The following is a 13,347-nucleotide window of genomic DNA, read 5'->3' as shown; positions in this document are numbered from 1 at the left end:
AATGGGTTGTACATACTTCCTATGGCCGATGGCAGTGAATATAAAGGACTGGCTTCCCACTGGAACCCTGGTCTGTCAATGCGTTGGAGCAACAAACTGGTACGGTCCGCTGTGTTATTTATACCTAACCATTTACTGATTATAAGCCTGATACCAAGCTCCAAAGGATTGGAAACCGCGCCTGTCCTGTGGGCCAAACCTGACATCAAACCATCCCGGAATGCTTTGCTGATAACATTATTGAATCAAATTTAAAATCATGCAGCAGAAATCTGACAGTAGCAATCAAAAATTAAATGGACTTTCGGAATTGTGGTGTCAAATATCTTTCCTGTACCCATTTATATGTGCTATCCACTTTTTGAACATAACCAAATCCTGGCCAGGGAAGGTGGTATGAAAAAACGCGCTGCCTCGAACGGGCAAATTGATCCAGTATATCTTTTCGTGTCGTTGCCGCCAGTTCAAAATCAATGTCGAATATGGTACCCCAATGCGGATTGGAAAACAAAATAATTTCATCATGAACAATATCAGCCATATGAATAAACATTTCGTCGTTAGCGGAAACGGCAAACATACAGTGTCCAGGCGTATGACCTGGCGCTAAAACAGGAGTTAGAAAATCAAATAGCGGTTCTGCTTCATTAAATAATTTGAGTTGATTACCTAAAATAGTAAAGCAATCCTTTGCTTGTTGCTGCACAAACAGGCAAGACTCGATTGTATTTTTACTTTTGGAGAAATCGGGAGTCGCAGACATCCAGAAATTATATTCCGTTTTGGACAGATGTACGTCTGCATGGGGAAAAACCAATGTGTTTTCTTTATTGATTAATCCATTAATGTGATCAGGATGAGCATGTGTTAACACAATATCTGTAACCGATTGTAGAGAAATTCCGGCGTGTAACAGATTTTCGGGCAATCGTCCTACACTTTTTTCACTCCCGTCTCCATTGCCAGCATCAACCAATACTGTTCTATCTCCTGTTTGTATCACAAGAATATTATGAGCAAGTTCAAAGTACTCAGATTCAATATAATGATCATCTAAAAGCTGGTTTACCTCTCCTCTTGCGATACCAGGAGCAAAGCAATTCTTATCATAATATCCGATCCCATCTGTTACGATGATGATATTTAGATGGCCCAGTTGAAAATTCATATGTCCTGAAGGAACAGAAAATTGAAATGCCCCCATCTGCTTGATTTCTTTGTTAAACATTTTTTTATTCATTAGACTGCAAATTTATTCGGGGCTTCCTATTTTTATGGTATAGTCCATATATATGGTTATAGGCAATAATTTTAGACTAATAGCAAAAGAAAAGATTAGAAAAACGAAGGATTTCAATCCAAATAATTGTGCTGTAACGCATTGCGTGAATATTATTGGTGGAAAATGGAAGCCTGTAATTCTGTTCCTTATCCGCAATGATAAAAACAGATATAGCTTATTACAGAAGAATATAGCAGAGATCAGCAGACAAACCCTTACAAACCAGTTACGTGAATTGGAAGCTGATGGCGTAATTGAGCGCATCATTTATCCCGAGATCCCACCAAGAGTAGAATATAAAATTTCAGAATACGGAAAAACATTATTACCTATAATTGATGCAATGACCATATGGGGTCGAAAGGATATGAGAGAAAAGGGATTAATTTCAAATAAGAACAGGAATGCTTAATTACCCTGGTGGTTTAAATACCGGAATTAAAAAAGGCTTGTAAGTTTAAACTTACAAGCCTCTTTCGTGCCCAGAACTGGATTCGAACCAGCACATCCTTGCGAACGCTGCGACCTGAACACAGTGCGTCTACCAATTTCGCCATCTGGGCATCGCATATCCCCGTAAAAGGGATTGCAAAAGTAAACACTTTTTTAAACTAACCAAATTTTTTTTCCAGGCATAAAAAAACAGCGCCGGTTGCATACACAACCGGCGCTGTTACAAAGAAAAATTTATACTGCTACATTGAACTCACGCAGGGTGTCGTTCAGGCTGGTCTTCAGGTCTGTAGAGGCTTTGCGCTGACCAATAATCAGTGCGCATGATACCTGGTATTCGCCGGCAGGGAATTTCTTGGTATAAGTACCCGGAATTACCACGCTGCGGGCTGGTACACGGCCTTTGTATTCTATTGGCTCGCTGCCGCTTACATCAATGATCTTGGTAGATTGGGTCAGTACTACGTTTGCACCCAGTACGGCTTCTTTTTCTACAACAACACCTTCTACCACAATACAACGGGAGCCGATAAAGCAACCATCTTCAATGATTACCGGGCTGGCCTGTAAGGGTTCCAGTACACCGCCGATGCCAACGCCACCGCTCAGGTGCACGTTTTTACCGATTTGTGCGCAGGAGCCTACTGTAGCCCAGGTATCCACCATTGTGCCTTCATCTACATAAGCGCCGATGTTAACGTAAGAAGGCATCAGGATACAGCCCTTAGCAATGAATGCGCCATAACGGGCCACTGCATGCGGAACTACTCTTACGCCCAGGTCTTTATAGTTCGACTTCAATCTCATTTTATCATAAAACTCAAACGGAGGCACTTCCATTGTTTCCATTGGCTGAATGGAGAAGTACAGTAAAATAGCCTGCTTCACCCACTCATTCACCTGCCAGCCGTTTTCTGTTGGCGCCGCAACTCTCAGATGTCCTTTGTCTACCGCTTCTATCACCGCTTTAACTGCATCTGTGTACTGTGTCTCCTGTAAGAGACTGCGATCAGCCCAGGCAGCCAGTATTTGTTGTTGTAAATCCATTTTTTTTATTTTTTGCAAACATAATACGTAGAAAATAAAATTACGAATTACAAAGAGGTATTTCCGGAAATCTTATCAGATATACGTAATTCGCCATCTGTAATCCGTAATTTTGCCTTTTGTGGAAGAAAGAACTTTATGAAAATAGGATTCGACGCCAAACGCGCATTCCAGAACGACACTGGTCTTGGGAATTATAGTCGTACCCTGATATCATCTCTGGTAAAGGATTTCCCGGAAGATGAATATTACCTGTTTGCCCCAAAGCAAACCGGTATGTACGATGTTAGTGCCCTGCCGGAGCTTAAAGTAGTGGTGCCGGAAAAGCCGCTGTACCGCTGGTTTAAATCGGCCTGGCGCAGCCGTTTTGTGGTAAAGGACCTGTTACGTTACCAGGTTGGTATTTATCATGGCCTCAGTCATGAACTGCCGTTTGGTATCCATAAAAGCGGTATCAGGTCGGTAGTTACCATGCATGATCTTATTTTTGAAAGATACCCGGAGCAGTACAATCCTATCGATGTAATCACATATCGCCGTAAGGCCCGCTACGCCTGCCATCAGGCCGACAGGGTAGTGGCCATCAGCGAGCAGACAAAACAGGACCTGATCACCTACTATCATACGCCGGCCGATAAAATTGATGTGGTATACCAAAGCTGTGATCCTTCTTTTGCCGTTACTTATCCCGATGATGATATTGCTGCAATGGGCGCCAGGTACCGTTTGCCGTCGCAATATTTTCTGTATGTAGGGTCGCTGATCGAACGGAAAAACCTGTTAGGCATCGTAACGGCCATGAATACACTAAAAGGTACACTGGATTTACCATTGGTGGTATTGGGCAATGGCAGCGGTTATAAAAAGAAAGTAAAAGCGTACCTGGCAGCAAACGGACTCACACAACAGGTGATTTTCCTTAACGAACAGGTGCGGCTTAAAAACAGTGAGTTGCCCCTCCTGTACCAGGGCGCGGTGGCGCTCCTTTACCCGTCTTTCTTTGAAGGATTTGGTATTCCCATACTGGAGGCCCTTTGGAGCCGTACACCGGTGATCACTTCCCACGGATCCTGTTTTGCAGAAACTGCGGGAGATGCAGCCCTGTACGTAGATCCCCGGGAGCCCGGCTCCATAGCAGATGCCATGAGGCAGGTAATTGAAAATCCTTCCCTGGTAAAGCAGATGCAGGAAAAAGGATGGCAGCATGCACAACGTTTTACCCCCGAAAAGTGCGCTGCCGCCATGATGAAAGTATATAAACAACTAAATAAGAAAATATAAAATGTTTGAAGATGATATCAGTGCGGCCATGCCGGTGCTGCGTACCGGCGGACTTATCCTTTATCCTACAGACACTATCTGGGGCATCGGCTGCGATGCCACCGATGAAACGGCCGTACAGAAAATTTATGCCCTCAAAAAACGGAGCGAAAGCAAAAGCCTGGTAATATTACTGGCCGATGCGAAAGACCTGCTGCATTATGTGGCAAATCCACGGCCCGATATGGCAGACATCATCGCCGGCTTCACACGCCCCACTACCGTTATTTATGAAGGCGCACTCGGCCTGGCCCCCAACGTTATCAGCGAAGATGGCAGCATCGCCATCCGCATCGTGAAAGATCCTTTTTGCCGCCACCTGATCAAAAGATTGCGTAAACCACTGGTTTCCACTTCCGCCAATATCAGCGGGGAACCCTCGCCGGCCAGCTTCCGCGAAGTGTCTGCCAACATCCGGAATGGCGTGGATTATGTGGTTAAGTACCGGCAAAACGATGAAACCACCAGCGCCGCATCCAGGATTATCAGGATAAACAAAGACGGTTCAATCGTGATAATCCGGGATTAAAATCGTTTATTTATTACATTTGCGCCCTGGTTTCAGAGAAAGGAATAAAAATTAACAGGAATATTTAAATATGATCAGCAGCAAGCCGTTGGACATACCCTGCTCCCTGCAGGAAAGAAAAGTGCTGGAAAAGATAGCATTGGCCGCCCATGAACTGGGCGTTCCGGCCTATCTGATCGGGGGCTTTGTGCGGGATAAACTGTTGGGAAGGAAAACAAAAGATATGGACATTGTTTGCGTAGGCGATGGCATCGCACTCGCACACAAAGTCGCAGAAAGCTTAGGCAACAACATTCCCGTTAACTTCTTCAAAACCTATGGTACCGCCCAGGTTAAACTGAATGACCTGGAAATTGAATTCGTTGGCGCCCGCAAAGAAAGCTACCGCGAAGAATCCCGCAACCCCGAAGTGTCTGCAGGCACCCTGCAGGACGACCAGAACCGCCGCGATTTTACCATCAACGCAATGGCTATCAGCCTCAGGGACATCGACTATGGCTCCCTGCTTGATCCGTTCGACGGCCTCGCCGATCTCGATAAGAAAATTATCCGGACTCCCCTGGCGCCCGCTCAAACCTTCAGCGATGACCCCCTGCGCATGATGCGTGGCATCAGGTTTGCTTCCCAGCTGCAGTTTACCATCGAGGAAGGCACCTTCACGGCAATACAGGAAAATGCAGAACGGATCAGGATCATTTCCCAGGAAAGGATCTCCGATGAGTTCAATAAAATAATGCTCTCAGTAAAACCCTCTGTAGGACTGGACCTCTTATATAAATCCGGCCTGCTCAAAATTATTTTCCCCCAAATGATCGATATGGTGGGAGTGGAGATGTACGAGGGAAAAGGGCACAAAGATAATTTTTATCATACCTTGCAGGTAGTAGACAATATATCGGAAAATACAAAAGATCTTTGGCTACGATGGGCAGCACTGTTACACGATATCGGGAAGCCCGCTACCAAAAAATTTGAACCCGGTCATGGCTGGACTTTTCACGGCCACGACGCGGTGGGCGGCAAAATGGTTCCCCGCATCTTTGGCAAAATGAAACTGCCATTGAGCGAGAAAATGAGATTGGTAAAGAAATTGGTAGAACTACACCTGCGTCCCATCAGCCTCACCAAAGAAAACATAACAGACTCGGCTATCCGGAGATTACTCTTCGATGCCGGAGACGACATAGAAGGACTGATGATGCTGTGCGAAGCGGATATTACCTCAAAAAATAAAACCAAGGTTAAACGCTACCTCGAAAATTTTGAACTGGTGCGCAGACGCTTGAAAGAAGTGGAAGAGAGCGACCGGATCCGCAACTGGCAACCTCCCATAACCGGGGAAATGATCATGGAAACATTTGGGCTGAAACCAGGCAGGATCGTAGGTGATCTGAAAAGTGCCATCAGGGAAGCCATCCTGGACGGCGAAATTCCTAATACTTACGAGGCGGCATACGCATTTTTATTGGAAAAAGCCGGCGCATTGAATCTAAGCCCGGTGAAATAAAATTGGTAATTTTACATACCATAATAAAGTACACTAGCATTCAGGATCAACCGCTCATTGCGGAGTGTTTAATCATTAAATAACTTATAACCTTTTTTGTCATGCCGGTTTTGAAATTCAGAGTTTACTGGGAAGAAGATGAAAGTGTCTACAGAGACATTGCCATTAAGCCGAATCAGACGTTTTTATTATTTCACCAAGCAATTTTGCAGGCATTCGAATTTGATTCAAAACACAAAGCCACCTTTTTCCGCAGCAATGATAACTGGCAACGTGGCCGGGAAATCATCCTGGAAGCAGACAATCAACCCCGCAAGGCAGAACCCCTGCTGATGGCGGATACGATGATCGCTGCCGCAGTGAAAGATCCTAATCAGAAATTTATCTATCTCTACGATTTCGCCAAAAACTGGTCGTTCCTCGTAGAACTCATCGGCGTTTCCAAAGACGAAAACAGCAAAGTGGTTTACCCTGCCTGCGTGCGCAAAGAAGGTCTTGCCCCCAGCCAATATGGCACCAAAGGCCTGGTAGGTGATAAACTCGTGGAAATGGAAGAAAAATATGACCTCAATAAAGAAGGTATGGATGCCGATGGCTTCGGCGAAGAAGGTGAAGAAAGCGACGCTCTGGGCGGCGATGGTGCAGAAGAATTTGGCGGAGAAGAAGAAAATAACTTTTAAATAGAACTGTCAGTCGTTTTAGGGATCTGTTTATTTTTTGCAGAGATCACCCGTTTCATCCACTTAGCTGAAATGGCCCGTCTCCCGGAAAAAATAAACAGATCCCTAAATATTTAGCGCAATACTTATGCAAAAAACCGTCATCATTATCGCAGGTCCCACCGCTTCAGGCAAAACAGCTTTGTCCGTTCAAATGGCGCAACTGTTTAAAACAGCCGTGATCTCTGCAGATTCCAGGCAATGCTACCGCGAAATCAGTATCGGTACAGCAAAGCCCTCCCCGGAAGAATTGTCGGCGGTTCCCCACTACTTCATTAATTCCCACAGCATCCGCGAAGATGTAAATGCCGGCGTTTACGAGAAACTGGCCCTCGGATACGTCCGCGAAATCTTCGAAAAAAACGACGTCGCAGTAATGTGCGGCGGCACCGGCCTTTATATCAGGGCCTTTGCGGAAGGCATCGACGATATGCCCGTTATTGCCCCGGGCATCCGCACCCGCCTCAATGAACAGTATGCGCAACACGGCCTCGCCTGGCTGCAACAACAACTGCAGCAACGCGATCCCGGCTTTTACGCTACCGCGGAAACACAAAATCCCCAACGCCTCATCCGCGCCCTGGAAGTACTCGACGCCACCGGCCAATCCATCACCACCTTCCGCAGCGCTACCCGCTCCCCCCGCGATTTCCGGGTGATTAAAGTGGGCATCACCCTGCCAAAAGAACAATTGCATCATAACATCCATTACCGCGTAGATGCAATGGTGCACGCCGGCCTGGTGGAAGAAGTCCGCTCGGTACTGCCTTACCGCGAACACAACGCCCTCCGCACCGTGGGATACCAGGAAATATTCAGCTTCCTCGACGGGTACATCTCCCTCGATCAGGCGATCGACGATATTAAAACACATACCCGCCAATACGCAAAACGGCAACTCACCTGGTTCAGAAAAGATCCCGCATTCACCTGGTTTGATTCACGCGATGCCGCAGATATCATGACCTATGTACAGCAACAACTAAAATGAGAACTGCCCCGCGCAGGATTTTACCATCAGCGGTAACACCGCGGTATACATCTCCCGGAAAAATAATTACGGACAACCACTGTGCTGAAACCGGACATTTGTCATAAATATAAAATATATAAATCTCTTGTATTTAAAAGCCTGATAACATGGCATTTTCTTAGCTGCTCCGTGTGCGCACACCTCACAAAAACATGTTGCTTATGTTTAAAAATTACCTGAAAACAGCCTGGCGTCATCTGCTGAAAAACAAGCGTTTTACTATCCTCAATCTCATTGGGCTGTCTACCGGTCTCGCCTGTACGTTGCTGATCTGTTTGTGGGTGTACGACGAACTGAGCATCGACCACTTCCACAAAAACGACCGCCGCCTCTTCCAGGTAATGGAAAATCAGCCACACGAAAAAGGCATCACCACTTCTGATGGAACACCCGCATTGCTGGCGGCTACATTGAAAGCAGATATGCCGGAAGTGGAAAATGCCACTGTGAGCACACCCGCTTCGTGGTTTCCTAAAATAGCGCTGACCACCGGTAACAAAAGCACTAAATCGGCTGGCATATTTGCCGGCCAGGATTACCTCCAGGTGTTTTCCTATCCCTTGCTGCAGGGAAACAGCCGGCAGGTATTACAGGATAAAAACAACATCGTTATATCTGAACAGCTCGCGTATACATTATTTGGCACCACCAACGCCATTGGAAAAACAATCACCTGGCAGGTAGACCGGTTCAAAAAGATCAGCACCGTTTCCGGCGTGCTGGCCAAACTCCCTTCCAATGCTTCCTCCCAATTCGATTGCCTGCTGCCTTTCGATGCATTCCGGGAAATCATGAACATCTCCGCATTAGACCCGCAAGGACCGTTCAATACCTTTCTCGTAATGAAGGAGGGCGCTGATATCCCCGCGTTTAATGCAAAGCTGGGCAGCTTCATGACCAGCCTCACCAAAGGCAGCACCACACCCCGCAACCTGTTCCTGCAGCGCTACAGCGATCATTACCTGCATGGCAATTATGAAAACGGCGTTGCCGCCGGTGGCAGGATCAGCTATGTAAAACTATTCTCCCTCATCGCACTTTTCATCCTGGTAATTGCCTGCATTAACTTTGTAAACCTCTCTACCGCGCAGGCTTCCGGCAGAATGAAGGAGATGGGGATCCGCAAAACCATTGGCGCCAACCGCCTGGCACTGGTACTGCAATACCTCGGCGAATCTATGCTGATGACTATTCTTGCGCTTGGCATCGCGTTACTGCTGGTAGCCTTGCTGCTGCCGGAATTTAATCATATCACCGGCAAGGCATTGTCTTTTTCCCTGAATGGCAAGATGATAGGTATCATCGTTGCTGTGGCCCTGCTGACGGGCATCCTGGCCGGCGGCTACCCGGCGTTGTATCTCTCCGGTTTCAATCCGCTGCCGGTACTGAAAGGGAAAGTACCCGGATCACCAGGGCAATTGCTGGCCCGCAAAGGTCTTGTGGTATTCCAGTTCACACTTTCAGTGCTGTTTATGGTAGCGGTGATAACGGCGTACCGGCAAATAGCTTATGTACAGCGTACAAATCCGGGTTACGATAAAGACAACGTTGTATACTTCGACGTAGAAGGAAAAGTACCGGAACATATTCCTGAATTCCTGGCAGCATTGAAAAGGATACCCGGCGTGGTAAATGCTTCCGCCATGGTAGGAAATGTACTGGGCGCGCCTTCCATAGGATGTACCTGGAAGGGCAGGGGCACCGTGGAAACAATTATGTGCCGTCCGTTTCCGGTAAATTATGATATGATAGAAACATTAGGTATCGAGATGGCCGCCGGCCGCTCTTTCTCCCGCGACTATGGCGCAGATGATTCCAGGATTATTTTTAATGAAGCGGCCATCAGGGCAATGGGCATCGATAACCCTGTAGGCAAAGTGATCGAATTTAATGGAATGAAAACGGAGATAGCAGGCGTAGTGAAGAACTTTCATTTTCAATCTATGCACGAGACCATCAGCCCGTTGTTTTTCCGGCTGGATTCCCTGAACAGCACCGTGATGGTAAAGGTAAAAGGCGGACAAACAAAAGCAGTGCTGGATGCACTGGCAGCCTTCTATCAGAATTATAATCCCGGGTTTACGTTCGATTATAAATTCCTCGACGAAGATTACCAGGCGCAATACACGGCAGAGAAAAGAGTGGCCGCCTTATCAAAATATTTTACCGCACTCGCTATCGTGATATCCTGTCTTGGTTTGTTTGGCCTGGCTGCCTTTACCGCCGAAAGCCGGCGCAAGGAAATCAGTATCCGCAAAGTATTGGGCGCTACCGCCGCACATGTAATGATGATGCTTTCCGGCGAGTTCCTGCGGTCGGTATTGATTGCTGTGCTGATTGGGTTACCGCTGGCATGGTATTGTATGGACCGGTGGTTGCATAGTTTTGCATACCACATCGAGGTAGGAGCAGGTGTGTCCCTGCTGGTGGGAATCAGTATGGTTGGCATTACCTTACTTACAGTGAGTTTTCAGGCCATCCGGGCAGCATTGGAAAACCCGGTGAAGAATTTAAAAGCGGAGTGAAGTATCTGATAAATAGAAACGCCGGGATGTAATCACATCCCGGCGTTTCTATTTATAATAAAATGATGTTGCTTAGAATTTGAATCCTACTGTCAGCATAATATTGCTCCTGGTATAATCCAGTGTAGCAGCGGCAGGACTCAGCTGTGCATCATACACGGTGTAAGGCTGGTACCTGTCTTTGCCCTGGGTATAGCTATAGGTAGCATCAGCATAAAGACCTTTATTACGGAAGCCAATACCACCGCTGTAAACTTTGCGGGAAGCGTTTACGCCTGCATTGTATTTATCATCGCTGTATGGATTGCCATAAGAAGCAAAACCTGCCCTCACCGCATATATCGCCATAAATTTAACCTCAGCGCCTACACGAATATTGGAAGTAGATTTATATACAGCGCTGATGTTATCGTTCAGATTTTTTTCTCCGGCTCTGTCATCACTCATTCTGAATTTACCAGAAGGGGTGTTCACAAATTCATAGTCGGCAGTAATAAAGCCTTGTGTACTTTGTGGCTCCTGCAGGTTACCGAAGAAATAGGATGCACCGGCTGCGGCGCGTAAAGGCGCAGTGTAGTTGTAATCATATTCCACCGGGTAGCCTTCTGTTTGATCAAAGGAGCTGGAGATTTTTTCGCCACCACCGTCTTCAATATCAGAGTGAAGTTCAGAACTGTAGCTGTCGTGAAGAGAATACCAGGTAGGGGTAGCAAAGGTACCACCCAGTCTGAAGTGGTCGGTAACCTTATACAGGATACCAATTTTACCACCAACACCTAAACCGGTACGTTTCAGATCCTTGTAATAATCGAAGTAGCCAAAGTTGTTGCCTTTGTTGCTGCTGGCATCATCTTCCGACCATGCCAGGGATTCTTTATAATTAATACTGGGGAGGTTCAGGCTGGCGCCGATATACAGGCGATCGCCGTAGTTACCGCCAATAGCAAAAGTATATTCATTTAAACCACCTTCTGTTTTCAGGGTACCTCTTTGCTGAATGCCTTCGGTAAGTCCTCCGATCTGCCTGGAAGGAGAGGCCAGTGTCATGGGTTCTTTGTTACCACTGGTGGGCTGGTAATCAGCCAGTAAACCGGTGCTGAATCCAAGATCAGTGCCCAGCGCCTGTGTAGAGGTGCTGCCATCGAATATATCATCTACAAAACGGTCTGAATAAGATGATTTGGTATTGTGGCCTGCAATGGCAATTTCGTTGTTATAATTGGCCAGGCGCTCCAAACCCAGTGAAAAGGTAATGTTGTTCCAGGTGCTGCTGCCGCTGTTCTTATTGGTAGCCATGATCAGCCCGATGGACGGCAACTGGAAATTGCTGCGGCTTCCTTTATTATCAAGCTGGCCGTTACCGAGGTAATTAGAGGTATTTTGAGAGATGCCTACACCACCTGAAATGTGAAATTCGCCGGTCTTAAAGATGGCAATACCTGCCGGGTTAATGTGAGCGGATGAATAGTCTCCTCCCAGGCCCACACCTGCACCGCCCAGTGCCTGGGTTCTGGCTGTACCATGAGGCTGCAGGGGAGAATAAAGTAATGCGTCGTTGGAACTCTGGCCTAGTGCTGTTACAGAAATAAACAAGCCACCTAAAAGAGGATAAAGTCTTTTAATCATAGTCGGTATTCTTAAAATGAGATTTGCTAGCAGGTTATTTAACGGTTGTTAAGGTTTTGCTGCGATAAGTATAACGTGCTGAACTGGCAAAACGTGTGCGAGATAAAAAATAAGCGTAGGTTTTTAGGCTACGCTTATCTTGTAAATGATTTTTATAATTAACGGCCTCCTCTGGATGGACGGCTGTAGCCACCACCGCCGCCACCACCGGAATTACCACCACCTACACGACCACCGCCGGAGCTGGGGGGAGTGTAACTTGGAGCCGGAGTAGGAGCAGGTCTGCTGTATTCTGTTCTCTGCGGACGGGAATAACCACCGCCATTGTTGCTGCTGCCGTTGTTGTTCTGATAAGCAGGTCTGGTTACAGGTCTTTCAGAACTGGACTGCTGGAATACACGGCGTGGTCTTTCACCACCGGATGTACCGCCATTGGCAGGCTGGAAAGTACCGGTTCTGGAAGGACGGGTATAACCGCCGCCGCCTGTACCGCCACTGTTGGTATAATCTGCCCTGCGAACTCTTTCGTTACCGCCTCTTACGGAACCATAGGAGTTGGAAGGACGTGTAGTATAATGTCCGTAATAACCGCCACCACCGTAGTAACCACCGTGGCCATAGTAGCCGCCGTAGTAGGGGTAGTAGTAAGAAGGCCAGTAGCTACCTACATATGGGTAACCCCATCCGCCATAGAAGCCGCTGCTCCATGGGCTGTAGTAACCACCCATTCCCCAGCCGAATCCAAGACCCAAACCGAAGGATGGACCATAAAAGCTGCTGTACGGGCTGTAGCCAAAACCAAAGCCACTACCGTATCCCATGCCAAAGCCACTGCTCAGGTACATGTTGGAGGCTGCGTTGTAACCATCCCAGTAATCACCGGAATAGTTGCTGCCACTGCCAAATCTGTTCAAGCGACGCTGGTAATCACCCTGATCATCATCCTGGTAGGTTACATAGGTTCCGCCATCTTCCTGTGTTCCTTCAACATAGTTTGCATCGTTTTCATCCTGGCGGCTGTTGCCGTTCGAACCATTGTTGGAGGCATAGGTACGCTGCTGCTGACGCGGAGAATAGTATACATCATCCGGAGTCTGAGCCGTTTTATAGGTACTGGAACACGCTCCCAGTGCGAGCGATGCGGCCAGTCCAATGTATAATATAGGCTTCATTTGAAATATGTTTTAAGCGTGATTCGTGTAGTAAATTTACTTCTTTTAAACGGATATTACGGGAAGAAAGTTACAATAACACAGGCTACGTTATATTATTTTGTGATAAGTGTTTGCAACGTTATGTTTTTCAT

General features: G+C 46.9%; 11 protein-coding genes and 1 tRNA gene. 7 read left to right on the top strand and 5 right to left on the bottom strand.

Annotated elements, in window-relative coordinates; genetic code table 11:
* Positions 1-292 precede the first annotated feature (292 nt).
* Positions 293-1,240: an MBL fold metallo-hydrolase gene (locus tag B5Z18_RS06720; RefSeq protein ID WP_079468604.1), complete on the bottom strand. Its 948-nt coding sequence runs from the start codon at positions 1,238-1,240 to the stop codon at positions 293-295.
* Positions 1,241-1,292: 52 nt separating this feature from the next.
* Here B5Z18_RS06720 and B5Z18_RS06715 point away from each other — a divergent pair, with 52 nt between their 5' ends.
* On the top strand, positions 1,293-1,694 hold the full coding sequence (locus B5Z18_RS06715) for a winged helix-turn-helix transcriptional regulator (protein ID WP_079468603.1): 402 nt from the start codon (positions 1,293-1,295) through the stop codon (positions 1,692-1,694).
* 67 nt (positions 1,695-1,761) lie between these two features.
* On the opposite strand, the gene B5Z18_RS06710 is transcribed toward B5Z18_RS06715, so the two are convergent.
* Both B5Z18_RS06710 and B5Z18_RS06705 read right to left on the bottom strand, forming a co-directional pair.
* Positions 1,762-1,845, bottom strand: a tRNA-Leu gene (locus tag B5Z18_RS06710).
* Positions 1,846-1,969: 124 nt separating this feature from the next.
* A complete protein-coding gene (locus tag B5Z18_RS06705) occupies positions 1,970-2,782 on the bottom strand; it encodes a 2,3,4,5-tetrahydropyridine-2,6-dicarboxylate N-succinyltransferase (protein WP_079468602.1) in 813 nt (270 codons plus the stop codon).
* 138 nt (positions 2,783-2,920) lie between these two features.
* Here B5Z18_RS06705 and B5Z18_RS06700 point away from each other — a divergent pair, with 138 nt between their 5' ends.
* From B5Z18_RS06700 to B5Z18_RS06675, 6 genes are all read left to right on the top strand, one after another.
* Positions 2,921-4,063: a glycosyltransferase family 4 protein gene (locus B5Z18_RS06700; protein WP_079468601.1), complete on the top strand. Its 1,143-nt coding sequence runs from the start codon at positions 2,921-2,923 to the stop codon at positions 4,061-4,063.
* 1 nt (position 4,064) lies between these two features.
* Complete coding sequence (locus B5Z18_RS06695; RefSeq protein WP_079468600.1) at positions 4,065-4,631, top strand: L-threonylcarbamoyladenylate synthase; 567 nt, start codon at positions 4,065-4,067, stop codon at positions 4,629-4,631.
* 70 nt (positions 4,632-4,701) lie between these two features.
* Complete coding sequence (locus B5Z18_RS06690) at positions 4,702-6,138, top strand: CCA tRNA nucleotidyltransferase (RefSeq protein WP_079468599.1); 1,437 nt, start codon at positions 4,702-4,704, stop codon at positions 6,136-6,138.
* 101 nt (positions 6,139-6,239) lie between these two features.
* Positions 6,240-6,818: an IS1096 element passenger TnpR family protein gene (locus tag B5Z18_RS06685; RefSeq protein WP_079468598.1), complete on the top strand. Its 579-nt coding sequence runs from the start codon at positions 6,240-6,242 to the stop codon at positions 6,816-6,818.
* A 127-nt stretch (positions 6,819-6,945) separates the two neighbouring features.
* Positions 6,946-7,848 carry a tRNA (adenosine(37)-N6)-dimethylallyltransferase MiaA gene (miaA, locus tag B5Z18_RS06680; protein WP_079468597.1) on the top strand — a complete coding sequence of 301 codons (903 nt, stop codon included), beginning with the start codon at positions 6,946-6,948 and terminating at the stop codon, positions 7,846-7,848.
* A gap of 203 nt (positions 7,849-8,051) precedes the next feature.
* Entirely contained in the window at positions 8,052-10,415 is a 2,364-nt protein-coding gene (locus B5Z18_RS06675; RefSeq protein ID WP_079468596.1) for an ABC transporter permease, read from the top strand.
* Positions 10,416-10,487: 72 nt separating this feature from the next.
* On the opposite strand, the gene B5Z18_RS06670 is transcribed toward B5Z18_RS06675, so the two are convergent.
* Together B5Z18_RS06670 and B5Z18_RS06665 are read right to left on the bottom strand one after the other, a co-directional pair.
* Entirely contained in the window at positions 10,488-12,041 is a 1,554-nt protein-coding gene (locus B5Z18_RS06670; protein WP_143313512.1) for an OmpP1/FadL family transporter, read from the bottom strand.
* Between the two features lie 158 nt (positions 12,042-12,199).
* Entirely contained in the window at positions 12,200-13,213 is a 1,014-nt protein-coding gene (locus B5Z18_RS06665; RefSeq protein ID WP_079468594.1) for a hypothetical protein, read from the bottom strand.
* Positions 13,214-13,347 lie beyond the last annotated feature (134 nt).

This window comes from Chitinophaga ginsengisegetis (assembly GCF_900168065.1).
Classification (GTDB): Bacteria; Bacteroidota; Bacteroidia; order Chitinophagales; family Chitinophagaceae; genus Chitinophaga; species Chitinophaga ginsengisegetis.
This window is presented reverse-complemented; position numbering and strand designations above follow the sequence as displayed.

Coding starts and splice junctions, on each gene's coding strand:
- B5Z18_RS06690 (WP_079468599.1), top strand. CDS start 4,702: ATGATCAGCAGCAAGCCGTTGGACATACCCTGCTCCCTGCAGGAAAGA.
- B5Z18_RS06675 (WP_079468596.1), top strand. CDS start 8,052: ATGTTTAAAAATTACCTGAAAACAGCCTGGCGTCATCTGCTGAAAAAC.
- B5Z18_RS06665 (WP_079468594.1), bottom strand. CDS start 13,213: ATGAAGCCTATATTATACATTGGACTGGCCGCATCGCTCGCACTGGGA.
- B5Z18_RS06720 (WP_079468604.1), bottom strand. CDS start 1,240: ATGAATAAAAAAATGTTTAACAAAGAAATCAAGCAGATGGGGGCATTT.
- B5Z18_RS06700 (WP_079468601.1), top strand. CDS start 2,921: ATGAAAATAGGATTCGACGCCAAACGCGCATTCCAGAACGACACTGGT.
- B5Z18_RS06695 (WP_079468600.1), top strand. CDS start 4,065: ATGTTTGAAGATGATATCAGTGCGGCCATGCCGGTGCTGCGTACCGGC.
- B5Z18_RS06685 (WP_079468598.1), top strand. CDS start 6,240: ATGCCGGTTTTGAAATTCAGAGTTTACTGGGAAGAAGATGAAAGTGTC.
- miaA (WP_079468597.1), top strand. CDS start 6,946: ATGCAAAAAACCGTCATCATTATCGCAGGTCCCACCGCTTCAGGCAAA.
- B5Z18_RS06705 (WP_079468602.1), bottom strand. CDS start 2,782: ATGGATTTACAACAACAAATACTGGCTGCCTGGGCTGATCGCAGTCTC.
- B5Z18_RS06715 (WP_079468603.1), top strand. CDS start 1,293: ATGGTTATAGGCAATAATTTTAGACTAATAGCAAAAGAAAAGATTAGA.
- B5Z18_RS06670 (WP_143313512.1), bottom strand. CDS start 12,041: ATGATTAAAAGACTTTATCCTCTTTTAGGTGGCTTGTTTATTTCTGTA.